22 protein-coding genes are annotated in these 23,998 nt (G+C 36.2%); 10 read left to right on the top strand and 12 right to left on the bottom strand.

Annotated elements, in window-relative coordinates; translation table 11 throughout:
- Positions 1-63 precede the first annotated feature (63 nt).
- Complete coding sequence (locus D1092_RS08715) at positions 64-927, top strand: endonuclease/exonuclease/phosphatase family protein (protein ID WP_120121534.1); 864 nt, start codon at positions 64-66, stop codon at positions 925-927.
- 6 nt (positions 928-933) lie between these two features.
- Here the strand turns inward: D1092_RS08715 and polA are convergent, their stop codons facing one another.
- The 6 genes from polA to D1092_RS08685 form a co-directional block, all read right to left on the bottom strand.
- On the bottom strand, positions 934-3,840 hold the full coding sequence (gene polA, locus D1092_RS08710) for a DNA polymerase I (protein ID WP_120121533.1): 2,907 nt from the start codon (positions 3,838-3,840) through the stop codon (positions 934-936).
- A 329-nt stretch (positions 3,841-4,169) separates the two neighbouring features.
- On the bottom strand, positions 4,170-4,877 hold the full coding sequence (dnaQ, locus tag D1092_RS08705) for a DNA polymerase III subunit epsilon (RefSeq protein ID WP_120121532.1): 708 nt from the start codon (positions 4,875-4,877) through the stop codon (positions 4,170-4,172).
- A 4-nt stretch (positions 4,878-4,881) separates the two neighbouring features.
- Entirely contained in the window at positions 4,882-5,469 is a 588-nt protein-coding gene (gene coaE / locus D1092_RS08700) for a dephospho-CoA kinase (protein WP_120121531.1), read from the bottom strand.
- On the bottom strand, positions 5,466-6,347 hold the full coding sequence (locus D1092_RS08695) for a shikimate dehydrogenase (protein ID WP_120121530.1): 882 nt from the start codon (positions 6,345-6,347) through the stop codon (positions 5,466-5,468). The genes coaE and D1092_RS08695 overlap by 4 nt, the downstream gene beginning before the upstream one ends.
- Positions 6,340-6,936 carry a Maf family nucleotide pyrophosphatase gene (locus D1092_RS08690; RefSeq protein ID WP_120121529.1) on the bottom strand — a complete coding sequence of 199 codons (597 nt, stop codon included), beginning with the start codon at positions 6,934-6,936 and terminating at the stop codon, positions 6,340-6,342. Before D1092_RS08690 ends, D1092_RS08695 begins: the two co-directional genes overlap by 8 nt.
- Before the next feature lie 9 nt (positions 6,937-6,945).
- On the bottom strand, positions 6,946-7,770 hold the full coding sequence (locus D1092_RS08685) for a pyruvate, water dikinase regulatory protein (RefSeq protein ID WP_120121528.1): 825 nt from the start codon (positions 7,768-7,770) through the stop codon (positions 6,946-6,948).
- Positions 7,771-8,266: 496 nt separating this feature from the next.
- On the opposite strand from D1092_RS08685, the gene rho reads away from it, so the two are divergent.
- The 6 genes from rho to D1092_RS08655 all read left to right on the top strand — a co-directional run bounded on the left by rho (position 8,267) and on the right by D1092_RS08655 (position 15,256).
- Positions 8,267-9,532 carry a transcription termination factor Rho gene (rho, locus tag D1092_RS08680; RefSeq protein WP_012232634.1) on the top strand — a complete coding sequence of 422 codons (1,266 nt, stop codon included), beginning with the start codon at positions 8,267-8,269 and terminating at the stop codon, positions 9,530-9,532.
- Positions 9,533-9,564: 32 nt separating this feature from the next.
- A complete protein-coding gene (mnmE, locus tag D1092_RS08675) occupies positions 9,565-10,872 on the top strand; it encodes a tRNA uridine-5-carboxymethylaminomethyl(34) synthesis GTPase MnmE (RefSeq protein WP_120121527.1) in 1,308 nt (435 codons plus the stop codon).
- A 111-nt stretch (positions 10,873-10,983) separates the two neighbouring features.
- A complete protein-coding gene (gene mnmG, locus D1092_RS08670; RefSeq protein ID WP_120121526.1) occupies positions 10,984-12,852 on the top strand; it encodes a tRNA uridine-5-carboxymethylaminomethyl(34) synthesis enzyme MnmG in 1,869 nt (622 codons plus the stop codon).
- Positions 12,852-13,499, top strand: coding sequence for a 16S rRNA (guanine(527)-N(7))-methyltransferase RsmG (gene rsmG, locus D1092_RS08665; protein WP_148255703.1), 648 nt, complete (start codon positions 12,852-12,854; stop codon positions 13,497-13,499). The genes mnmG and rsmG overlap by 1 nt, the downstream gene beginning before the upstream one ends.
- A gap of 6 nt (positions 13,500-13,505) precedes the next feature.
- Positions 13,506-14,303 carry a ParA family protein gene (locus D1092_RS08660; protein ID WP_120121525.1) on the top strand — a complete coding sequence of 266 codons (798 nt, stop codon included), beginning with the start codon at positions 13,506-13,508 and terminating at the stop codon, positions 14,301-14,303.
- A 47-nt stretch (positions 14,304-14,350) separates the two neighbouring features.
- The gene (locus D1092_RS08655; protein WP_120121524.1) at positions 14,351-15,256 is read left to right on the top strand and encodes a ParB/RepB/Spo0J family partition protein; all 906 of its coding nucleotides are present in this window, start codon (positions 14,351-14,353) and stop codon (positions 15,254-15,256) included.
- A 27-nt stretch (positions 15,257-15,283) separates the two neighbouring features.
- Here the strand turns inward: D1092_RS08655 and D1092_RS08650 are convergent, their stop codons facing one another.
- The 6 genes from D1092_RS08650 to dapF form a co-directional block, all read right to left on the bottom strand.
- Positions 15,284-15,610: a hypothetical protein gene (locus tag D1092_RS08650; RefSeq protein WP_241436103.1), complete on the bottom strand. Its 327-nt coding sequence runs from the start codon at positions 15,608-15,610 to the stop codon at positions 15,284-15,286.
- A 141-nt stretch (positions 15,611-15,751) separates the two neighbouring features.
- On the bottom strand, positions 15,752-16,513 hold the full coding sequence (gene gloB / locus D1092_RS08645) for a hydroxyacylglutathione hydrolase (protein WP_120121523.1): 762 nt from the start codon (positions 16,511-16,513) through the stop codon (positions 15,752-15,754).
- A gap of 69 nt (positions 16,514-16,582) precedes the next feature.
- The gene (locus D1092_RS08640) at positions 16,583-17,269 is read right to left on the bottom strand and encodes a septation protein A (protein WP_120121522.1); all 687 of its coding nucleotides are present in this window, start codon (positions 17,267-17,269) and stop codon (positions 16,583-16,585) included.
- Positions 17,266-18,522, bottom strand: a complete 1,257-nt coding sequence (gene ftsY / locus D1092_RS08635; protein ID WP_120121521.1) for a signal recognition particle-docking protein FtsY — start codon at positions 18,520-18,522, stop codon at positions 17,266-17,268. The genes D1092_RS08640 and ftsY overlap by 4 nt, the downstream gene beginning before the upstream one ends.
- 14 nt (positions 18,523-18,536) lie before the next feature.
- Positions 18,537-19,820, bottom strand: coding sequence for a tRNA (N(6)-L-threonylcarbamoyladenosine(37)-C(2))-methylthiotransferase MtaB (mtaB, locus tag D1092_RS08630; RefSeq protein ID WP_120121520.1), 1,284 nt, complete (start codon positions 19,818-19,820; stop codon positions 18,537-18,539).
- A complete protein-coding gene (gene dapF, locus D1092_RS08625) occupies positions 19,820-20,671 on the bottom strand; it encodes a diaminopimelate epimerase (protein WP_120121519.1) in 852 nt (283 codons plus the stop codon). Before dapF ends, mtaB begins: the two co-directional genes overlap by 1 nt.
- A 222-nt stretch (positions 20,672-20,893) precedes the next feature.
- Here dapF and D1092_RS08620 point away from each other — a divergent pair, with 222 nt between their 5' ends.
- From D1092_RS08620 to mdh, 3 genes are all read left to right on the top strand, one after another.
- Positions 20,894-21,439 carry an AprI/Inh family metalloprotease inhibitor gene (locus D1092_RS08620; protein WP_120121518.1) on the top strand — a complete coding sequence of 182 codons (546 nt, stop codon included), beginning with the start codon at positions 20,894-20,896 and terminating at the stop codon, positions 21,437-21,439.
- A 98-nt stretch (positions 21,440-21,537) separates the two neighbouring features.
- Complete coding sequence (zapE, locus tag D1092_RS08615) at positions 21,538-22,737, top strand: cell division protein ZapE (RefSeq protein ID WP_120121517.1); 1,200 nt, start codon at positions 21,538-21,540, stop codon at positions 22,735-22,737.
- Between the two features lie 288 nt (positions 22,738-23,025).
- Entirely contained in the window at positions 23,026-23,988 is a 963-nt protein-coding gene (gene mdh, locus D1092_RS08610; protein ID WP_120121516.1) for a malate dehydrogenase, read from the top strand.
- The last annotated feature ends 10 nt before the right edge of the window (positions 23,989-23,998 follow it).

The raw sequence follows: 23,998 nt of genomic DNA, 5'->3' as shown, positions 1-23,998 counted from the left end.
GGTTCTTTTGTTTTTAGTGTAAGTTTTTATCCTTTACCTTTTAGGGATTATTCTTTTCGTAAAATGGCAAAAGTACTTTACAAGCAAAAACTCCCTTGGTTTAGCGATTTTATTCAACAAAAGCTCCATAATAGCCTTTTAAAAGCAATCCATAGCCGCTCTCACCATCCATCAAATATCCTCAACCCCAATAATCATTATGATCTAACCATTGCCTCTTATAATGTGCATAAATGTGTAGGTGTTGATAAAATTTTTAATCCTACACGAATTGTCCGTGTTATTACTGAATTACAAGTTGATATCCTTGCTCTTCAAGAAGCAGATAAACGTTTTGGAGAACGTATTGGTTTGATTGATCTTCAGCTGTTAAAAGCTGAAACCAGTTTGATCCCTGTACCTCTCAATACTATGTCACCCCATGGTCACGGTTGGCATGGGAACGCTCTCTTTTTGCGAAAGGGATATGTACGTGATACTTTACAAGTCTCTCTTCCTGGTATTGAACCACGTGGAGCTATCATTGTCGAGCTGGAAATGGCAGCAGGACCTATTCGTATTATCGCAGCTCATTTTGGCTTATTACGTTATTCTCGTAAACAACAAACAAAAATGCTCCTTGCAATTTTGCAAAAACGCTCCCTTATGCCTACACTCCTTATTGGAGATTTTAACGAATGGCGGATGGGAAAAGGCTCATCTTTAAACCATTTTTATCCCTATTTTGATAGCACATTTAAAGTTGTACCAAGCTTTCCCTCTCGCTTTCCTTTTCTTGCTCTTGATAGAATTTTTGCCTTTCCTCACCAATTGGTAACAAATCTTGAAAATCACCATTCACCACTTGCGCGCATTGCCTCAGATCATTTGCCAATCAAAGCTTATCTTAATCTTGCTAATGCAATAAATATCCTTAAAAATAAATGAAAAAAGTTAATGTGCCTCATCCCAATTTTGAGCCGTCATGACTTTCACTTCAAGGGGTACAGACAAAGAGAGAACAGGCATTGTAGCATTTTCCATAACATTTTTAACAACATCCATGGTTTTTTTACTCTCCTCTTCTGGTACTTCAAAAATCAGTTCATCATGCACTTGCAGCAACATTTTTGCTGATAGATTTTTTTCTTTTAAAGCATCTTCCATCTGTATCATAGCCCGGCGAATAATATCGGCCGCAGAACCTTGAATAGGAGCATTGATAGCCGCTCTCTCATTAAGAGAACGAATTTTTACATTCTTTGCTTTTATTTCTGGATAATGGATACGACGTCCAAAAATTGTTTCTACATAACCATTCTCACGCGCAAAACTTTTAGTCTTTTCCATATAATCTTTAATTCCTGGAAATCTTTCAAAATAAAGTTGAATATAACGACCTGCTTCTTGACGTGAAATTCCTAATTGATTGGCTAATCCAAAAGCTGAAATACCATAAATAATACCAAAATTAATCGCTTTTGCACGCCGTCGTGTATCTGAAGGCATTCCCTCTATCGCAACGCCAAACATTTCTGACGCCGTTATAGCGTGAATATCATGTCCTTTAGCAAAAGCTTCTTTTAATGCTTTTATATCCGCAATATGGGCAAGAATACGCAATTCAATCTGACTATAATCTGCCGAAAGCAACACATGTCCTTTGGGAGCAATAAAAGCTGTGCGGATTTTACGTCCCTCCACGGTCCGTACCGGAATATTTTGCAAATTTGGTTCTGATGATGATAACCGTCCCGTTGATGTTGTTGCCAAAGAATAATTCGTATGAACACGTCCTGTTTTTGGTAAAATATAAGAGGGTAAAGCATCTGTATAAGTCGACTTTAGTTTTGTAAGCTGGCGCCAATCAATAATTTTACGTGGCAAAATATGACCTTCAGCTGCCAATTCTTCTAAGGTCTGTGCAGAAGTTGACCACTGCCCCCCCTTGGTTTTAGCGCCTCCAGGCAATCCCATTTTACCAAAAAGAATATCACCTAATTGCTTTGGTGAAGCAAGATTGAATTTCTCATCCGCGAGTTGATAAATTTCCTCTTCTAAAAGAGCAGCAGCCTGCGCTAATTCTCCTGAAAGACGCAATAAAATCTTCTTATCAATAAGAATTCCACGTTCTTCCATTCTTGCAAGAACATCTATGAGTGGTTTATCAAGACGTTCATAGATTTTAGTCATTCCTTGAGAGACAAGTTGTGGTTTTAAAACTTGCCACAAACGGAGTGTTACATCAGCATCTTCAGCCGCGTAAAGCGTCGCTTGTTTCAAATCTACTTGTGCAAAAGAAGTGATCTTTTTTCCGTTATGTGTTAAATCCTTATAGGCAATTGGTGTATGTCCAAGCCAACGCTTAGATAAATCATCCATATTATGTGTTAATGTTCCAGCATCTAAAGCATAGGAAAACAACATAGTGTCATCAAAACAACGCATCACGATGCCATATTGTTTCATCACCAACCAATCATATTTTATATTCTGACCTATTTTTAACACCGCAGAATCTTCCAATATTGGCTTTAAAAGTGCTAAAGCCTTCTCGGTTTTAATCTGTTCTGCAATGCGTGCCCCTCCCAAAAGATCATCTTCCCCTTCAACATGTTCAAGAGGTATATAAGCCGCTTTTTCCGGTTGTAATGCTAATGAAAAGCCAACAAGCTTTGCTTGCATGGGATCAAGGGATGTTGTTTCAGTATCAAATGCAAAAAAGCCTTGCTCTTCTGCTTGCCATAACCACTCTTGCAAAACGCCTTCATCGAGAATCGTTGTATAAGCATCTCTTGTAATTTTTTGAGTTAGTGCTTGATCTTTTCGTTTTTCTGCTAGCTGTTGTGGAGAATTCTCTGAAAAATTATGGGGAAGTGTGCTATCTTCTTCCTTTACATTAGAATCGTGCTCCTTTTTAGATTTTTCCCAGTCAACAGCTATATCAAGGGCATCAATAGCTGTTGCATCACATGACGTTGCTTCTGCCACGCGACGCGTGAGTGTTGAAAATTCCATCGCTTTCAAAAAAGAAATTAAGCGTGGTCCATCTTGGGGTTCTAAAATAAAATCATCTAAATCACTGTCTATAGGAACATCTGTTTTAAGTCTAACAAGTTCACGAGAAATCTTAACCTGTTCACTATAAGCTTGTATGTTTTCACGTCTTTTTGTTTGTTTAACTTCAGTCACACGTTGTAACAAAAGATCAAGAGAATCAAATTGATTCAATAATTGGGCAGCAATTTTGGGACCAATGCCTGGAATACCTGGTACATTATCTGTTGCATCTCCAATTAATGCTTGTAAATCGATCATCTTTTCAGGAAAAACACCCCATTTTTCTATAACTTCTGAGACACCTATATGCTTGTCTTTCATTCCATCATACAAGGATACATGCTTATTGACGAGTTGCATAAGATCCTTATCAGAAGAAATAATCGTTGTTTTTGCACCAACCTTTGTTGCTAATGTTGCATAGGTCGCTATTAAATCATCCGCTTCAAAACCTTCCTTTTCAATACAAGGCAAATTAAAAGCTTTTGTTGCTTGGCGTATTAACGCGAATTGAGGAATTAAATCTTCGGGAGGTTCAGAGCGATTCGCTTTATACTGAGGGTAGATTTGTTTTCGAAAAGTATCAGATGAATAATCAAAAATAACAGCAAAATGTGTTGGAATAATACCTGTCTTTGTGTTACGAGCATCACAGAGTAATTTCCATAACATATTACAAAAACCAGCTACTGCTCCTATAGGAAGTCCGTCCTTTTTACGTTTTAAAGGCGGTAAAGCATAGTAAGCACGAAAAACATAGCCTGACCCATCAACCAACAAAAGATGATCTGTTGCTTTCATGACAATTTTATTTCTCCATTTCAGCTAAAAAAATACATTCCCCTTATATATTTTTTTCACTTTTATTTTATTTTTTTCATTTTGCCTCTAAAAAGCCATTTTTTCTTTTCATAAGACATGAAGTCGTTACATTTTATATTACGTACCTAGAGCTTTTCTTTGCTGTTACAGGATTAATAGCTTTCATTTTGCTCCTCCTATGATAGCTGGGGTACGATGTAGCGACAAGGTCGTTGTGGTGTTCCCCTCCCCACAACGACCGTTTTTTTTGATATCCGTGTTTTATGTTTTTAATCTTAAATAACCTTTTTAGAAAAAAGGTAGGGATATTATTCATGAATTTTGAAATTATTCCACAGAGCTTTTTCACCCATTTTATTGATAAAATCAGCATGCAATTTTATTTCCTGTGCACTCAATCTTGAAGGTAAAGCTTGTAGACGAGATTTAACTGTATAAGGCGTATCTTTATCATTTTTGATATGTTCATTAACATTTCTTTTGTTCTCAAAACCCAATACACCCTGCTTTCCACCAATCAGTTCAATATAAACATCGGCTAAAATCTCCGCATCAAGCAAAGCGCCATGAAGAACACGATGACTATTATCAATTCCAAAACGTTTACATAAAATATCAAGAGAATTAGGACCCATAGGAAATTTACGCCGCGCCATAGCCAATGTATCAAGAATATTATCAACACTGATAAGCGGCTTATTGACGCGTTTTAATTCTGCATTAATAAAACCTATATCAAAACTTGCATTATGGGCAATCATTGTTGCACCATTGATAAACTCCAAAAATTCATCAGCAATATCGCTAAAGCTTTTTTCATTTTTTAGGCGTTCATTGGTCAATCCATGAATTGCTACAACTTCATCAGGAATAATAACACCTTGTGGATTTAAATAAACGTGGAATCGGCGTTCTGTAAGATAACGATCAACCATCTCAACACAACCGATTTCGATTATGCGATCTTTTTCTTTATCTAAACCTGTTGTTTCTGTATCAAAAATAACTTCACGCATGACTTCAATTCTTTAGTAAATTTTTTATCACGTACAAAACTTGTTTACGTGTATTCTCTAAATCTTTTCCTGTATCAATAATAAAATCAGCACGTTTACGTTTTTCTTCATCAGACATTTGCCTGGCATCAATAAAAGAAAATTTTTCTTCATTCATATCTTGGCGAATCATTACACGTGCTTTTTGTATTGCTCGTGTCGCAGAGACAACAACAACACTGTCTACACGTTTTTCACCATTTGTTTCAAAAAGAAGTGGAATCTCAAGAACAACTAATTCTTTTTCCTGTCGGCGTGCTGTCTCAATAAATTCTTCTTCTTTTTTTTGCACTAAAGGATGTATTATTTTTTCTAATGTTTGTAATTTTTCCTTATCACCAATCAAAACTTTAGAAAGCTTTAGTCGGTTAATCTTCCCATCCTCAATAACATTGGGAAACATATGTGTTATAAGTGATACAACCGGTTCACTCTTATAAAGTTGATGTACTGCTTCATCAGCACTAAAAACAGGAACACCCGCTTGTTTGAAAAAATCAGCAACTGTCGATTTTCCCATAGCAATTGATCCGGTCAATCCTATGACTTTCATTCTGTCTTTTCACCCATATCCTGTAAAATTTCTGCTCGTAATGCTTTTGTAACCTGTGGTCTTATTCCAAACCACCGTTCAAACCCGAAAACAGCCTGATGTAAAAGCATGCCAAGCCCATCAACAGTCCTTAAACCATGTGCTTTTGCTTGTTGTAGAAAAGGTGTTAACAATGGTGTGTAAACAATATCTGTTACTAATGCCGTTGTTTTTGCTTTATGAAAATCACAAAAAAAAGAACTTTCTTTTTCCTCAGATGAAGTTGTTATACCTATAGAGGTCGTATTGACAATTAAATCAGCTTGGTAAAGTATTTTATCTATATTCTGCCAATCGTGAACTTCCACAGGTTTTCCGAAATGCTGTGCTAAATCCTCTGCTCGTCTCTTTGTACGATTAACTAAGCAGATGCGTTCAAATCCACGTTTTTTTAAGGCGTACAGAATAGCACGTGCTGCACCACCTGCCCCAAAAATAATTGCTGTTTCTCCCACCCAATCAGGAGCAAAATCATCAAGATTAGCACTAAAACCATAAGAATCACTATTGGTGGCACAAAGTTTATTTCCTTCATACCAAAGCGTATTAACAGCACCAATCATTGTTGCTACATCATCTTTATAATTTGCTAAATGAAAAGCTTCCTGTTTATGGGGTAGTGTAATATTCCCCCCACAAAACCCCCTTTTTTTTATAGATGTGAAAAAATCTTTAAATTCTTCAGAGCTTACTTCTTGCGCAATATATTCGCCTTGTAGATTATATTGTTTAAGCCAAAAATTATGAATTTTTGGCGATTTTGAGTGATTAATAGGAGTACCAACAACAAAAGCACATGGAACTTTTGTTGTTTTGTGCTTTCTTGTTAAATTAGCCATCAATAACCCCTAAATGACGCAATTTTATGAGTAAGGGCAATAAAGGTAAACCAACAATGGTAAAAAAATCTCCATCAATTTTTTCAAATAGTTGGATCCCTTCCCCTTCAATTTGATAGACCCCCACACTATTTAAAACATCTGTTCCCACGCGCGCTAAATAACATTCAATAAACTCTGATGAAAGAGGACGTACTGACATATGTGCACTAAAAGATTCTACCCAAATTTCTCGGCCATTATGAAATAAAGCTACTGCACTATGAAGAGAATGTTTTTTTCCTGATAACTCACATAAACGTTGATGTGCTTCCTTACTATTTATAACTTTATGAAGAACTTGACCTTCCAAATCAAGCACTTGATCGCAACCAATAACAAAAGCACCAGGAAAACGATCAGAAACATTTTTTGCTTTTGCACTCGCAAGAAAACAGCTGAGTTCTTTAGGTGTTTTTTCTTTTGCTTCTTTTTCTACTTCTCTTTCATCAAAAGAAGCTCCTTCAATCAAAAAATTTAAACCCGCTTTTTTAAATAATTGTGCACGATAAAAACTAAGAGATGCTAATATTAACCTATTTATTACCATGGGATTCTTTCACTTTCCTTCACGAAATCGTGACAAAAGTTCAAATATTGCCGCTGCAGTTTCTTCAATAGAGCGCCTTGTGACATCAATAATAGGCCAATTAAAACGTTCGCAAATGCGTTTTGCATAGATTAATTCTTCAGCTATGTTAATACGATTTGTATAACTATCAAGAGCAAAACCTTGTCCCAAATCACGATTTTGGCGAATATGTGAGATTCTTTCAGCTGAAGCAATTAAACCAATAATTAAAGAATTTTTTGCCTCTAAAAGGGATTCTGGTAAATCAATATTAGGAATAAGAGGGACATTGGCCGTTTTTATTCCACGATTTGCTAAGTAGATACTTGTTGGCGTTTTAGATGTCCTTGAAATTCCTACAAGAATTACATCCGCTTCAGATAAGCTACTGAAAGATTGTCCGTCATCATGCTCTATTGTAAAATCCAATGCCTCAATACGGCGAAAATAATCTGCATTAAGATCATGTTGTGCACTTGCACGTAAGTGGGTTGGCATCCCAAGGTAAGACTGAAAAGCATTTAAAACAGGATGTAATATATCAATATAAGGAACTTTTATTTTTTCGCATCTTTTTTGAAGAAGAAGTTTAAGTTTTTCATCAATTATTGTGTAAAGAACAATACCAGGCTCTTGTTGTATTTCATCAAGAGCCTTTTGTAACTGTATTTTATTACGAATCATAGGATAGATATGCTCTGTTGCCTGACTCGTTGTATACTGCGATGCTACAGCTCTTCCAACAGAAATTAATGTTTCCCCCGTTGCATCAGAAAGCATGTGTAAATGAAAGAACTTTTTTTCTTTTGTCACAAAAAATTTAACTCCTTGTTAAGACATGTGTATATATCCTTAGGCTTTTTTATAAAACTAAAATTTAGAAAAAATCTTCCATTATTATACACAGATAAATCCCTTGTGATAATCTAAAACCTCTTGTAAGAGAAAAAGGGGGATAACATCTTTAAGATAGTGTTATTTTTATCTTTTTTTTCTTCTCTTTTGTGGATAAAATTGAGAATAAATAAAGTGTAAATAATAATTCACACTAAACACAGTCTTAAATAAAAAGAATCCTTTCTATAATATAAATTTATTAATAAAAAATACTCTTGAATGGTACTTCATGAATGCTATAAGTTAAAATCATATTTTTTATATAATATTATACAAATAAATTTCATATAAATGGTACTTGCAGATTTTAAAGATTGAGTGTAAGATGTTCTTTTCTTGAGAATATTTCGTTCTATAAAATCTCCATAAATTGTTCAAGGTAATTCTCTCCTTAATTTAAAGAGCATATTTCATGCAAAAAATGAAACTACAAGAACTTAAAAGCAAAAATCCTGTTGAACTTGTTTCTTTTGCTGAAACATTAGAGGTTGAAAATGCTTCCCTGATGCGCAAACAAGAATTAATGTTTGCTATCTTGAAAAAACTAGCTCTACAAGATGTAGAAATTATAGGAGAAGGCGTTGTTGAAGTTTTACAAGATGGATTTGGATTTTTGAGATCTGCTGATGCTAATTATCTTCCTGGACCTGATGATATTTATCTTTCACCTGCGCAAATTCAGTCATTTTCTTTAAAAACTGGCGATACCATTGAAGGTCCTATACGGAGTCCAAAAGAAGGGGAACGTTATTTTGCTCTTCTTAAAATTAATACTATTAATTTTGAGAAACCTGAAAAAATTCGTTATAAAATTCACTTTGATAATCTTACACCTCTTTATTCAAATGAGCGCTTCCAAATGGAAATACAAGATCCTACAGAGAAGGATATGTCATCGCGCGTAATTGATTTGATATCTCCATTGGGAAAAGGACAAAGAGGATTAATTGTTGCACCACCTCGGACGGGAAAAACAGTTCTCCTTCAAAATATTGCTCATTCTATTACTACTAATCATCCTGAATGTTATCTTATCGTTCTTTTAATTGATGAACGGCCAGAAGAAGTTACCGATATGCAGCGTTCTGTAAAAGGAGAAGTTGTTTCTTCTACTTTTGATGAACCAGCAATACGTCATGTACAGGTGGCTGAAATGGTTATAGAAAAAGCCAAACGCCTCGTTGAATATGGGCGTGATGTTGTTATTCTTCTTGATTCTATTACACGTTTGGGGCGTGCCTATAATACGGTTGTTCCTTCCTCTGGTAAGGTTTTAACAGGTGGTGTGGATGCGAATGCTCTACAGCGTCCTAAACGTTTTTTTGGTGCAGCGCGCAATATTGAAGAAGGTGGGTCTTTAACCATTATTGCTACAGCTTTGATTGATACCGGTAGTCGTATGGATGAGGTTATTTTCGAAGAATTTAAAGGAACTGGTAATTCGGAAATCGTTCTTGATCGTAAGGTTGCTGATAAGCGTATTTTTCCTGCTATGGATATTTTGAAGTCAGGGACACGTAAGGAAGAACTTTTAGTAGCACGGCAAGATTTACATAAAATTTTCGTGCTTCGTCGTATTTTAGCACCTATGAATGTAACGGATGCAATTGAATTTTTAATTGATAAATTAAAACAAACGAAAAACAATAGTGAATTCTTTGATTCAATGAATACATAGAAACACTAAGTTTTTTGGTTAGGATACATCCTGTGGATACAATCTTTGCCGTTTCGAGTGGATTGTTGCCTTCAGGGGTTGCAGTCATTCGAGTTTCTGGTTCTCACGTTGTAAATGTTGTTAAAACGCTTTGTGGTTGTTTGCCTAAGCCGCGTTTTATGCATTATGGGAACCTTACGGCTCGTGATGGTAGCTTTTTGGATGCTGCTTTGACGGTTTTTTTTCCTGCTCCTCATAGTTTTACAGGAGAAGATTGTGCAGAGTTTCATTTGCATGGAGGAAAAGCGGTTGTAAATCGTTTTCTTGATGAATTGTCTACATTTTCTGGATGTCGTATGGCTGAAGCAGGTGAGTTTTCTCGTCGTGCTTTTATGGAAGGAAAATTAGATCTTGTTCAAGCAGAAGGTCTTGCTGATTTAATAGAAGCAGAAACGGAAAGTCAGCGGCGTTTGGCAGTTATGGGTGCTAGTGGGCATTTAACAGAACTTTATCGCGATTGGCGGCATAAACTTATGAAAGCACGTGCTTTTATTGAAGCAGAACTTGACTTTTCTGATGAAGCTGATGTTCCAAATTCACTATCTGATAAAGTTTGGAAAGATGTAGAAGATCTTTGTCGTTCTCTTCAAAAACATATTGATGAGGGAGAACGTGCAAGTATCTTACGTGATGGGTTAAAAATTGTTATTGCTGGTGCTCCAAATTCTGGAAAATCAAGTATCATGAATCGTTTGGCCGGAAGATCTGTTGCTATTGTGACAGATGAGGCAGGAACGACGCGTGATGCTTTAGAGATGAGGCTTGTTTTTGGTGGTTTACCAGTTTTTTTGACAGATACTGCTGGTTTTAGAGAGACAGAAAATAAAATTGAGCAATTAGGAATAGAAGTTGCAAGGCAGCATGTTAGAGAAGCTGATTTGGTTATTTTTGTTTATGATATGACAAAGCCAAAGGAAATTGAACTACCAGAAACTTCAGCTGAAATATGGCATATTGGTAATAAACTTGATCTTTGTGAAAAAAGTGAATTTGATTTTTTTATACAGTTTTCTGCATCAACAGGTTTGAATTTTGACTATTTTATTAAGGAACTTGAGACATTTTGTTCACGTCGTGCTTCTGAAATTGGAAATCTTGTTCCGGCGCGCAAAAGGCAACTTCAACTCTTAAAAGAGGCTGTTAAAGAAATTGAGGCTTCTGTGAATTACACTTCTCTTGATCTCAGTTTACGTGCAGAACATCTTCGTCGTGCCAGTGATTTTCTTGGAAAAATTACGGGTGATATAGATGTTGAAGATTTACTTGATATTATTTTTTCGGAATTTTGTATTGGTAAATAATGATTCACGTGAAACATTGATTATTTCATAGACAGATTCAAAAGATTATGTATTTTATAAGTTCTGTTTCACGTGAAACTTGAAAATAGATTCTCTATAGGATAAATTCAAATGCACTCGTATGATGTTATCATTGTTGGGGGTGGCCATGCTGGCTGTGAAGCAGCTTGTGCTTCGGCGCGTGTTGGGGCAAAGACAGCTCTTGTTACACATAAAATAGCAGCATTGGGAACAATGTCGTGTAATCCTGCTATTGGTGGGCTTGGAAAAGGGCATCTGGTTCGTGAAATAGATGCCTTGGATGGTATTATGGGACGTGCAGCAGATGCTGCTGGAATTCAATTTAGACTTCTTAATAGACGAAAAGGTCCAGCAGTAAGAGGACCACGTACACAAGCTGATAGACAGCTTTATAAAGAAGCAATTCAAAAACTTTTGAAAGAACAAGATAATCTTATTCTCATTGAAGATGAGGCTGTTGATTTGATTGTTAAAGATAAGAGTGTTTCAGGTGTTGTTTTAAAAAATCAAGGAGAAGTTTTTTCTGGGGCTGTTGTTTTAACAACGGGGACATTTTTAAATGGTTTTATTCATATTGGTGATAAAACATGGGCTGCTGGACGTATGGGAGATCAGTCAAGTGTTCAACTTGCTGAGCGTTTGAAAAGTTATGATATAAAGCTTGGAAGATTAAAAACAGGAACGCCTGCCCGTCTTAGTAAAAAAACAATTCGTTGGGAATCTCTTGCAAAACAACAAGCAGATGAAGATCCAGTTCCCTTTTCTTTTTTGACAGAAAAAATTCAGCAACCGCAAATTGAATGTGCAATAACACGCACAAATACACAAACACATCAAGTTATTCGTGAAAATATTCATCGTTCTGCTTTGTATTCTGGAAATATTGAAGGATTAGGTCCGCGTTATTGTCCTTCTATTGAAGATAAAATTGTTAAATTTGGTGAACGTGATGGACATCAGATTTTTCTGGAACCAGAGGGATTAAATGATGATACTATTTATCCAAATGGGCTTTCTACTTCTCTTCCTGAGGATGTACAAATTTCTTTATTGAGAACTATTGAAGGGTTGGAAAATGTGAAAATTTTACAATCTGGTTATGCTATTGAATATGATTTTGTTAATCCACAGCAGTTGACGAGAAATTTAGAATTACGCTGTTTGCCAGGACTCTTTTTAGCGGGGCAAATTAATGGTACAACAGGGTATGAGGAAGCAGCAGCACAGGGGCTTTTGGCAGGGTTAAATGCAGCACGCAAGGTGGGTGGTTTAGATGAAATACTTATAAGTCGTTCTACAGCTTATATTGGTGTTATGGTCGATGATTTGGTTTCACGTGGTGTGTGTGAGCCTTATCGGATGTTTACATCGCGTGCTGAGTTTCGTTTATCTTTACGATCTGATAATGCTGATACGCGTTTGACACCTTTGGCACAAGAATGGGGGATTGTTAGTAAAATACGTTGGGATTGTTATCAGAAAAAACAACAACGTCTTGATCAAGCACGATCAATATGCCAAAATCTCTTTTTAACACCGAATGAAGCTTCTGCTCATGGATTACATGTGAATCATGATGGAATTCGGCGTTCGGCGTATGATTTTCTTGCTTATCCTCATATGACTTTAGAGCGTCTTTCACATTTTTGGCCACAATTACAGTCAATTGATTCTAAAACTGTTGAAGATTTAGAAATTGAAGCACAATATGCAGTTTATTTAGAAAAACAAGCACAAGATATTGCGTCTCTTCAACGTGATGAGCGTTTAGAAATTCCTTCTTCTCTTGATATTCAGTCAATTTCTGGTCTTTCAAATGAACTTAAAACAAAAATTCAGGAAATTTCACCGCGTTCAATTGCTGATGCACAAAAAATTGATGGTATGACACCCGCAGCATTGTCGCTTATTATTACATATATTCAACGTCAACGGCGTGAAAAGGCTAAAATAGCTTAATGAATCTTTCTATAGAACAAAAATATCAACTACTCTCAGATATTGTTCCTTCTGTTTCACGTGAAACGATGGAAAAATTAATGCAATTTGAGACTTTAATAATGCAGTGGAATAAGCATATTAATTTAATATCTTCTTCAACAATACCTCTACTGTGGACACGTCATATTTTGGATTCAGCACAAATCTATCCTTTATATAGTGATTTACTACATTGGTGTGATCTTGGATCAGGTGGTGGTTTTCCTGCAATTGTTATTGCTCTCTTTATGAAAGAAAAAAAAACAGGACATATTGATCTTATTGAAAGTAATGGAAAAAAAGTTTCTTTTTTACGCACAGTTATTGCTGAGTTTGATCTTCCAGCGACAGTTTATCATCACAGAATCGAGGATGTATACAAAAAAATAGTAAAACCAGAGGTGATAACTGCACGGGGATTAGCTTCACTTGATGAACTTTTAAGACTTATTTTTCCTTTATTCACACAAAAAACAATCGCTCTTTTGCAAAAAGGACGGGATTATTCTACAGAAATAGAAAATGCCTCTGCCAATTGGCAATTTGATCTGCTAAAACATAAAAGCAAAATTGATGAAAATTCTGTTATTTTGGAAATTTCTCATCTTCGATCATGTAGAGGGTAAAGCAAAATGAGCGAAACACGAATTATCGCTATTGCAAACCAAAAAGGTGGGGTAGGAAAAACAACCACAGCAATTAATCTTGCAACAGCTTTAGCAGCCATTGGGGAAAATGTTCTTATTATGGATGTTGATCCACAAGGAAATGCAAGTACAGGATTGGGAATAGATCGTAATAACCGTCCTTTATCTTCTTATGATGTTTTGGTTTCAGGGGTTTCAGTGACAAAAGCCGCTTTAAAAACAGCAGTTCCCAATCTTCATATAGTTCCTTCTACACTTGATTTGTTAGGTGTTGAAATGGAAATTTCTTCATCAAAAGATCGTATTCAACGGTTACGTAAAGCTCTCTACGATGATCCAAGAATGGAGAAAAAATTCAGTTATATTTTGATTGATTGTCCCCCATCTCTTAATCTTCTGACATTGAATGCTATGGGAGCTGCAGATTCTGTTTTGGTGCCTATGCAATGTGAATTTTTAGCACTTGAGGGATTAAGTCAATTGCTTGAAACGGTCAAACAAGTACGATCCGTGCTCAATCCATCTCTGGAAATTCAAGGTATTGTTCTTACCATGTATGATGGACGGAATAATCTTTCAAATCAAGTTGTTGAAGATGTACGTTCTTTTATGGGAGATAAAGTTTATCGTACCGTTATTCCAAGAAATGTGCGGGTATCAGAAGCACCTTCTTTTGGTAAACCCGTATTGCTTTATGATCTCAAATGTGCAGGAAGTCAGGCTTATTTACGTCTAGCATCAGAGGTCATACAACGTGAAAAACAAGCACATGCTGCTGCTTAAAAATGTGAAAAAATAATTTTTGTAAAGAAAACTCAAAGAGTGAAATTATGAATGATGATCAATCAAAAAAAAGACTGGGACGTGGATTAGCAGCATTGATTGGTGATATGAGTTTAAACAACAGTCTTACACGTTCGCCAGGTGTTGAAAAATTAGCAGAGTTTGGTTCAGTTTCTCCAAATTTTGAGCGGTTTATTCCACTTGAAGCTATTTCATGTAATCCCCATAATCCACGGCGCCATTTTACTGAAGCAGAACTTGATAATTTAGCACAATCAATTCGTCAACACGGTATTGTTCAACCTGTTATTGTAAGACCTTTACGCGAAAATCCTCAGCGATTTGAATTAATTGCTGGTGAACGGCGATGGCGTGCTGCACAGCGTGCTCATTTAAGTCAATTGCCAGTAATTATTCGCGATGTGGATGATAAAACGGCTTTAGAATTGGCAATAATTGAAAATGTTCAGCGTGCCGATCTTAATCCTATTGAAGAAGCAATGGGATATGAACTTTTGCTGAATGAACATGGTTATACGCAAGTAGATTTAGCCCAGGTCATTGGAAAAAGTCGAAGTCATGTTGCAAATACGCTTCGTTTGTTAAAATTGCCAGAAAAAGTGCAACAATTTTTAACTGATGGCCAACTCTCTGCTGGTCATGCACGTTGTCTTATAACTGTCGATAATCCACAAGACTTGGCCGAAAAAATTATTCGTGAAGGTCTTTCTGTGCGTCAAACTGAAGTACTTGCCTATGAACAGGCTAATCCGAAGGTCAAAAAACGAACCTCTGTAGAAAAAGATGCGGAAACTAAATCTTTAGAAAAGTTGCTTGCAAATGTAATTGGAATGAAAGTTATTATTAGGCATGGGAAAAAAGGTGGTGATTTAAAAATACACTACTCTTCATTAGAACAATTAGATGATATTTGTCGGCGTTTACAAAGCTAATCAATTGTTTGAAATAAAAAAGTTCTTTTAACAATTGTCTCTTAATATTTTAATTATTCTATACATATGTTTTTTAGCAAATTCAATATTTCTTAAAGGTATAATGTTTTGCTTCTGAAGGGAAATTTCTTCGTTTGTAAGGATATTTAGTGTTATTTGAAGTGCTAAGTGACCAACAACAAAATCTTTAAGTGTGAGATTATTTTTTCTTAAAATATTTACAAGTTTTGGTTTACGAGAAATATAAGTAATATATCCTTCAATACACTTCTTATGAGTGGGTGGATCATTTTTGATCTTAGCTGTTTCTGGTTTTGGAAATAAATTTTGAAATTCTTTTCCTATTTTTTCCAACTTTAAAATAAAATCCTCTGTTAGAGGATAATTGGCAACGAGGGGTGATAGAGAAGAATGATTATCTGTTTTTTTTTATTTCTTGAGTATATAACGCAAAGAAGAAAAGGAATAGAAAGCATAATGAAAATCTAAATATGATTAAAAATTATCCTTTTTTTTCCGAATTTCAGCAAAGACTTCTTCATCTGTTGCATCCTCCATGGCAAGATTTTTTCTGATTATATGATTATCCCAACGAAGAAAAGGATTTGTTGCTTTTTCTTGACCTAAAGTAACAGGAAGAGTCATGGCGTTTTTTTTGCGTAACAAAAAAACTTCTTCTGCTCTTTGTTGAAGTTTTTGATTATGTGGATCAAGCATCAATGCGAAAAGAGCATTGTTTTTGGTGTATTCATGACCACAATAAAGAAGTGTTTCATCAGGAAGTTGACGAAGTTTTTTTAAAGAATCCAGCATTTGTGCTGGTGTTCCTTCAAAAAGACGTCCGCAGCCAAGTGAAAAAAGCGTATCTCCAGCAAAGAGTAGTTTTTTTTCAGGAAAATAATAAGATAAGGCGCCTAGTGTATGACCAGGTGTTGAAAGTGCTAAAATTGTTTGGTTACCAAAGAAAAATCTTTCGTCAGGCTGAAGTGTTTTATCAAGGTGACAAATTTTTTCTTTTTCTGCCTCTGGTCCAATAACAATAGTCTTATAGACTTGTTTTAACTCAGCTAGTGCTTCCACATGGTCATGATGATGGTGTGTTATAAAAATAGTCTGAAGTGTCCAATTACGGCGTTTTAAAGCATTATGGATAGCTTTACTTTCAGGAGCATCAATAGCGGCTGTATAGCCGCTTTTTTCATCATGAATGAGTATACCGAAATTATCTTCTCGACAAATGAACTGTTCAATTAACATGTCTTTTCTCCATGAACAGTGTACAGCGATAAATTTAAAACATGATTTATAATGATAGATGCATTTTGTTTAAGAATCAGATTTGTCCTTTTCTGGAAAAAGTCCCTGTGAATGTTTTAATATAAGAGGCATTTGGGTAAGCATGAAAATAACCGTTATAGGCATCACACCAAATACCTTAAAACTCGTCCAAAAATTATCGCTAAAATTGCGCCAAATGATCTCATTCAAAAGAGCAAGAAAAACGAAAAAAAATGCCCAACGATAGGTCAGTTTTTGCCATCCTAAATCATCGAGTGTTAAAGTAGAATCAAGCGCATAACGCAATAGTGGCTTTTTAAAAAACATCCCACCAAAAAGAATAACAGCAAATAAACTATTAATGATTGTTGGCTTCATCTTTATAAAAGTTTCATTATGAAGCCAGAGCGTTAAAAAGCCAAAAACGAGAACAAATATTCCCGAAATAAGAGGCATAATAGGAATTTGTCTTGCAAGGATCCATGATAAGCTTAGAGAAATAATAATCGCTACCATAAAAATAGCTGTTGCTGGGAAAATGGGTTTGCTAAAATTTTGAAAAAATTCAATGTTTCTTATTAACCATTCTCCCTTATAATTGGCAAAAAAGAAGGCGACTAATGGTCCCATTTCTAAGAGAAACTTAAATGTTGGTGTGAGATGCGTTTTTTTATTGTTGTTCATATTTTTCTCAGAATTATTGTGTGAATTAGGGTTCGTTAAAGGTTGTTTCATACATGTTTTCCTACAATAGTTTCGGCAAAGTCAGAAGCAGAAAAAGGTTGAAGGTCTTCAATATTCTCTCCTACACCGATAAAATAAATGGGTAATTTATATTTTGCTGCGATTGCGACAAGAATTCCTCCGCGTGCAGTCCCATCTAGTTTTGTCATGACTAAACCATTTACACCTGCAATATCGCGGAAAATATCTACTTGGCTGAGTGCATTTTGCCCGGTGGTTGCATCAAGCGTTTGAAGGATTGTATGCGGCGCTTGGGGAGAGTGTTTTCTTAAAACACGAATAATTTTTGCCAACTCATCCATCAATTCAGTTTTATTTTGTAAACGTCCTGCTGTATCAATAATTAATACATCACTGTTTACCGTTTTTGCTTTCTCAAAAGCATCAAACGCTAAACTAGCCGCGTCTGCTCCTAGTTTGGTGGAAATAACAGGAGAAGTTGTGCGTTCACCCCAAATATGTAATTGTTCAATCGCTGCGGCTCGGAAAGTATCACCAGCAGCAAGCATAACTTTTAGTCCTCCCTCCGTTAATTTTGCCGCAAGTTTTCCAATAGTTGTCGTTTTTCCAGTACCATTTACACCGACCAGCAAAATAACATGAGGCTTATGACTGAGATCAAGCTCTAATGGTATTGCTACAGGCTCCAAAACCTTTTTAATTTCATCAGCAACAATCGTATGAATATCACCTGGGGAAAGATCTTTTTCATAACGACTGGAAGCTAAAGTATTTGTGATGTGTGTTGCCGTTTCTACACCAAGATCAGCTTGAATAAGAATATCTTCGAGCTCTTGCAATGTCTCTTCATCAAGTTTTCTTTTAACAAAGAGGTCGCTAATTGATCCGCTTAGGCGTTGTGAAGAAAGGGCTAAACCTTTTTTAAGGCGTCCAAACCATGCTGTCTTTTTTTGTTCAACAGAGGATTCAGGTAAAGTTTCTTCACTCTTTTTTTCATGAATAGTATTTGTGACAATAACTTTGCCATAAGGGGGAACTTTACCAGAAAGAGGAGCTTTATCAAAATGGAGTTCTAAAGATGAGGGAGGAGCATCGCGTTTTATTAGTGTTGATTTTTGATTTTTTGGTTTTTCTTCTTTTTCTACCTCTATAGAGGTTTGGCTATTTTTTGTCCTTTCATTTTTTTCTATCATATTGCTTTTATCAGGAGTGGAAATTTGTTCTATTTCCTGATCTTCAGATTTTTTAAAAGAAAATATTTTTTTTATGAAAGATTTCGTCATAAGAGTTTTCCTGTTCAAGCAGCGTTTAATTTTGGAAGGACAGCAATCAATTTATTGCTATCATGGTCAATGATAAGAGCTTGAACAATTGTTCCTGCTTTTGCACCTTTAATTTGTGTCAGAGTATAATCTTCTGTTCGTCCAATTTCATCTTTTTCAACGAGAATTGTTTGCTGACTATTTTGTAGACGAGAAAGATGTTTTTGATAGGCCTCTTCACCTGCTTTACGCAATCTTTCAGCACGCACCTTAACTATTTTACGGTTAACTTGTGGCATTCGTGCGGCAGGTGTTCCTTCTCTTGGACTAAAGGGGAAAACATGAAGGTGGGTCAAATTACAATCTTTGATTAAAGCAAGACTGTTTTGAAACATCTCTTCTGTTTCCGTAGGAAAACCAGCTATTAAGTCGGCACCATAAACCATTGTAGGACGTTTGGAACGCAATTCTTGGCAAAATTGAATAGCATGTTCACGCAAATGACGACGTTTCATCCGTTTTAAAATCATATTATCGCCTGCTTGTAAGGATAAATGCAAATGGGGCATGATCCTTTTCTCATAGGCTAAAAGGTTGATAAGTTCTTCGTCTGCTTCAATGGAGTCAATAGATGAGAGGCGTAATCGGGCCAAATCAGGGACATGATGTAAAATGGCTGATGTTAATTTTCCTAGAGTTGCTTTTCCAGGAAGATCGTGACCATAACTTGTAAGGTCAACACCTGTAAGGACCACTTCTTGAATCCCCTCGCCCGTCAGCTTTTTAATTTGTTCAATGACAGCTCCCATAGGGACTGAACGTGATGGTCCGCGTCCATAAGGGATAATGCAAAATGTACAGCGATGATCGCATCCATTTTGTACCTGTACAAAAGCGCGGGTGCGTTCTTGCATTGCACTGACCATATGGGGAGCAATTTTTTGCACTTCCATGATGTCATTGATACGCACCTTTTCGGAATGGTTTATGCCAAAATCAGGAAGTTGACGATAAGAATGGGCGTGAAGTTTATCTTCGTTCCCTAAAACGAGATCGACTTCTGTCATGGAGGCAAAATTTTGTCCTTCTGTTTGAGCTGCACATCCTGTGACAATAATGCGGGCATGAGGATTTTCCCGTTTTGCTTTGCGGATAGCTTGTTTTGCTTGTCGCACAGCTTCAGCTGTGACAGCACAGGTATTAAAAATAATAGCACCATCTTTGAGCTGGCCTAGACCTGAAGAAGCACTTTCTTTACGAATAATTTCCGATTCGTAGCTATTGAGTCGACAACCGAAAGTTACAATTTCTATCGCCATCAAAAGTGATCCTTTTTGTAACACCCTGTTAAAGGGTTTAAAAAACCACTAAATTGATATTTTATGGGTCCTGTCATAATAATGTGATTATCTTCTCGGTAAAAAATATTAAGTGTTCCCCTTGGTAAGTTTACATCAATATGGCGCTGTGCCAGACCACGTCGGTAAGCGGCCACTGCACTGGCACATGCAGCACTCCCACATGCTTGTGTTAATCCTGCTCCACGCTCCCATGTACGTAAATTTAGACTTTTCTTTGACGTTATGCAAGCAATGGAAATATTGCACCGTTCTGGAAAAAGGGAATCATGTTCAAGTATTGGTCCGTATTTTTCTAATGGAATATGTTGAAGATCACTTTCAACAAAAAAGATAGCGTGGAGATTGCCAATAGAGACAAGACAAGCATCTTTTAGGGGACCAGCTGTAATTTCTACGTGATTGGTATCAACTATTTCACGTGAAACAGGCATCTCTTTTGCGTTGAAATTTGGGCATCCCATATCAACAGAAATGAGATTGTCGGTTTGGTATTTTCCTTCGATCACTCCAACGGGGGTTTCTAAACGAAAAACTTCACCAAAATTGTGATCTTTAAGCCATGCAATGACGCAGCGGGTGCCATTGCCACAAGCTTTAGCCTCTGAACCATCAGCATTCCATATTTTGATGCGGAAGTCGGCTTCATTCTCAGTTGGTGTGTGGATAGCCATGATTTGATCAAAATGCATTTCAGGATCTGCCGATAAAGCAAGAATTGCTTGTGGTGTAAAATCCTGTGTGCTTTCGCGCATATCGGCAACAATAATTTGATTTCCAAGACCATCCATTTTGCTAAATGGCGTTTTCATGAAATTTCTCTATTCTAAAGATTACTTATCAAAGGATATATGACTAAAAATATTATAAATTTCTAGTGTTTAATAAATATAAACCTAGGTACATAAATTATTTCGTTTAAAATAAGGAATTTAAATCCTGTTTTTTTAATTTGTTAATTTATCTTTGTAATTATAAAAATATTCACTTAACTTTTTGTGAGTTTATTTATTGTCATGGGAGAGAGTACAGATATGTCGTTTTCAAAAAATTCGTTTTTCGTTGCAATGTCAACTGTAATGCTTTTAGGAGGATGTTCAACAACGCGGTTTGACAGTAATTATAATAGTAACGCATTAGAAGTTTTTTATCCATCTCAACCAGTGACAACCTTGGAAGTATCTGATTTATCGTCTACTTCTTCGTCGGCATCTGAAGCTGCAAACGCTTCAATGTATGAGAAAGGGGATTCTCAGAGCGATGGGCGAATGGCTAGTCTTGAATTACCAAGCAATGCTAATGATTTGTTTCCTGCAAGTATTGCTGGGGTATGGAATCTTTCTATGGGGGGGAAGGTTTGTCGGATTGCAACGCCACAAACAAAGTTTGGACAAGGGTACCGAGCTGGTCCTTTACACTGCTCAGGAATTGTTTCCCAGGTGAGGTCGTGGGCTGTTAAAGGAAAAAGATTATATTTTTATAATAGTTCTGGACGTGTTATCGTTGCTCTTTATTCTTCAAATGTTGATCATTTTGAGGGACGTACACTTGATGATCATCCTGTTGTTTTAAGCCGTTAGATCATTTTTGACCGTTTATAAAAAAATAAGCTATATGAACAAATTCGTGAAAAGAATTTGTATTCTTTATTGAAAACGGTTGGAAAAAGGTTGTTTGGATGATTCTCGTTTCAACGCGCTATAAGGAGCTGGTTTCTAAAGGAAAAGTCCGCTTTGATCCAGCTCAATTGGCCGTAACAGAGCACTTTGATCATTTATTAAAGAAAATTTCGGAACAAAATACTTCTCGTTCTTGGTCTTGGATATTTTGGTCTTTTTTAAAAAGGATATTTAAAAGGAAAAGACAAAATTTTACTCGTATTACAAAACAAGAGGATGAAAGTAGCTCTTTTCAGGGATTATATATTTATGGTGAAGTAGGACGAGGCAAAACCATGTTGATGGATTTGTTCTTTTCTTGTTTGCCTGAGAGTAATAAAAAACGCGCTCATTTTAATGATTTTATGGCTGATGTGCATGAACGTATTAATTTTTATCGTCAAGCATCTGGGCATGCAAAGTTTAAACAAGATAATCCTATTTTAGCTGTTGCTGAAGATCTTTCACGAGAAGCAAAGGTGCTTTGTTTTGATGAATTTAGTGTAACAGATATTGCTGATGCTATGGTGTTGGGGCGGCTTATTTCTGCTTTGTTTGATAAAGAAATTTTCTTTATTGCGACTTCAAATGTGGCGCCGAATAACCTTTATTATAACGGTTTAAATCGTGAGCTCTTTTTGCCTTTTATTCAAACTTTAAAAGCATATGTTCGTGTTGTTAATCTTGATGCAAAAACAGATTATCGTCTTGAAAAATCGAATCTACAGTCTGTGTATGTAACGCCATTAGGGAAAAAAGCAGATGAATCTATGGACCAAGCATGGGCACTTGTGTTGCAAGGACATAAAGAAAGATCTGATGAGCTTTCTATAAGAGGTCGCCTTATTCCTATTCCACGTTTTGCTGCGGGTTGTGCACGCTTTGATTATCGAGACTTGTGTGCAAAGCCTTTGGCTGCATCTGAGTATTTGGTGTTAGGAGAGCATTATCATACGATTTTTATCGATAATGTACCAATCATGGATGACACATGTCGCAATGAAACAAAACGGTTTATTTTACTTATTGATATTCTTTATGAACGTCACATCCGATTATTTATGTCGGCAGCAGAAAGGGTGGAGGATTTGTATAAGGGGCATGCTCAGACTGCTGAAACATTTGAATTTCAAAGAACACAGTCACGTCTTTTTGAAATGCAAAGCTACGATTATTTGAAACTTTGGAAAGAACGTTTTCTTTTAAAGAAGAAGCTTTGATTATACTTTTACCTTTACGTAAACTGTAAAAACAATAACTCTTTGAAATTAAAGAAATGTAATAATTCTGTTGTATTTTTTTTTAATTCACTTTATCGATACATCATGATAATTTTCTAATAGTTGTTTCTACGGAGGGTTGTTGTTTCTGTAAGAAGAGAAATTTGTAAAATTCATTTCTTTACTGCTTTTTATGATATTGTTTAAATGTGGTTTAAGTCAAAAAATTTCAGTATATGAGCGCTGATGAGTGTGCGCTGAATTATTTAAAGGTTAGGAAAAGACAAAATGGCACGAAAAAAGATAGCTCTCATTGGTTCAGGTATGATTGGGGGTACTTTAGCACATATTATTGGGTTTAAAGAGCTTGGTGATGTGGTTTTATTTGATATTGCAGAAGGTATGCCACAGGGAAAAGCTCTTGATATTGCTGAATCTTCTCCCGTTGATGGCTTTGATATCAATTTAAAAGGTGCAAATGCTTATGAAGCAATTGAAGGATCTGATGTTGTTATTGTAACAGCAGGGGTTGCACGCAAACCTGGTATGAGCCGTGATGATCTTTTAGGCATTAATTTAAAAGTCATGGAACAAGTTGGTGCTGGGATTAAAAAATATGCACCTTCAGCTTTTGTTATTTGTATTACTAATCCCCTTGACGCAATGGTATGGGCATTACAGAAATTTTCAGGTCTTCCCGTCCATAAAGTCGTTGGTATGGCTGGTATTCTGGATTCAGCGCGTTTTCGTTATTTTTTATCTGAAGAATTTAAAGTCTCTGTTAAAGATGTAACGGCGTTTGTTTTAGGCGGGCATGGTGATTCAATGGTACCTTTGGTGCGCTATTCAACAGTTGGTGGTATTTCTTTACCTGATCTTGTTAAAATGGGTTGGACAACACAGGAAAAGATAGATCAAATTATTCAACGTACCCGTGATGGTGGTGCAGAAGTTATTAGTTTGTTAAAAGCAGGTTCTGCTTATTATGCTCCAGCTGCTTCTGCTGTTTCTATGGCTGAAGCCTATTTAAAGGACACTAAGCGTGTTGTGCCTGTTGCAGCCTACCTTTCAGGGGAATATGGAGTTAATGATACCTACGTTGGTGTTCCCGTTGTACTTGGTGCAGGTGGTGTTGAAAGGGTCATTGAAATTGAGCTTGATAAAGAGGAAAGAGAGGCTTTTGATTATTCCGTAAATGCGGTTAAAAAGCTTTGTGAAGCTTGTATTGCTCTTGTGCCTAGTCTCAAGTAAAAAAAACAAG

Source organism: Bartonella krasnovii (genome assembly GCF_003606345.3).
In the GTDB taxonomy this organism is placed as follows: domain Bacteria; phylum Pseudomonadota; class Alphaproteobacteria; order Rhizobiales; family Rhizobiaceae; genus Bartonella; species Bartonella krasnovii.
The sequence above is the reverse complement of the archived record's forward strand: the minus strand, read 5'-3'. Positions and strand labels throughout refer to the sequence as shown.

Coding starts and splice junctions, on each gene's coding strand:
- D1092_RS08620 (WP_120121518.1), top strand. CDS start 20,894: ATGTCGTTTTCAAAAAATTCGTTTTTCGTTGCAATGTCAACTGTAATG.
- mnmG (WP_120121526.1), top strand. CDS start 10,984: ATGCACTCGTATGATGTTATCATTGTTGGGGGTGGCCATGCTGGCTGT.
- dapF (WP_120121519.1), bottom strand. CDS start 20,671: ATGAAAACGCCATTTAGCAAAATGGATGGTCTTGGAAATCAAATTATT.
- rsmG (WP_148255703.1), top strand. CDS start 12,852: ATGAATCTTTCTATAGAACAAAAATATCAACTACTCTCAGATATTGTT.
- D1092_RS08640 (WP_120121522.1), bottom strand. CDS start 17,269: ATGAAACAACCTTTAACGAACCCTAATTCACACAATAATTCTGAGAAA.
- gloB (WP_120121523.1), bottom strand. CDS start 16,513: ATGTTAATTGAACAGTTCATTTGTCGAGAAGATAATTTCGGTATACTC.
- dnaQ (WP_120121532.1), bottom strand. CDS start 4,877: ATGCGTGAAGTTATTTTTGATACAGAAACAACAGGTTTAGATAAAGAA.
- mtaB (WP_120121520.1), bottom strand. CDS start 19,820: ATGGCGATAGAAATTGTAACTTTCGGTTGTCGACTCAATAGCTACGAA.
- mdh (WP_120121516.1), top strand. CDS start 23,026: ATGGCACGAAAAAAGATAGCTCTCATTGGTTCAGGTATGATTGGGGGT.
- D1092_RS08695 (WP_120121530.1), bottom strand. CDS start 6,347: ATGGCTAATTTAACAAGAAAGCACAAAACAACAAAAGTTCCATGTGCT.
- polA (WP_120121533.1), bottom strand. CDS start 3,840: ATGAAAGCAACAGATCATCTTTTGTTGGTTGATGGGTCAGGCTATGTT.
- D1092_RS08715 (WP_120121534.1), top strand. CDS start 64: ATGGCAAAAGTACTTTACAAGCAAAAACTCCCTTGGTTTAGCGATTTT.
- D1092_RS08690 (WP_120121529.1), bottom strand. CDS start 6,936: ATGGTAATAAATAGGTTAATATTAGCATCTCTTAGTTTTTATCGTGCA.
- coaE (WP_120121531.1), bottom strand. CDS start 5,469: ATGAAAGTCATAGGATTGACCGGATCAATTGCTATGGGAAAATCGACA.
- rho (WP_012232634.1), top strand. CDS start 8,267: ATGCAAAAAATGAAACTACAAGAACTTAAAAGCAAAAATCCTGTTGAA.
- ftsY (WP_120121521.1), bottom strand. CDS start 18,522: ATGACGAAATCTTTCATAAAAAAAATATTTTCTTTTAAAAAATCTGAA.
- D1092_RS08655 (WP_120121524.1), top strand. CDS start 14,351: ATGAATGATGATCAATCAAAAAAAAGACTGGGACGTGGATTAGCAGCA.
- D1092_RS08660 (WP_120121525.1), top strand. CDS start 13,506: ATGAGCGAAACACGAATTATCGCTATTGCAAACCAAAAAGGTGGGGTA.
- zapE (WP_120121517.1), top strand. CDS start 21,538: ATGATTCTCGTTTCAACGCGCTATAAGGAGCTGGTTTCTAAAGGAAAA.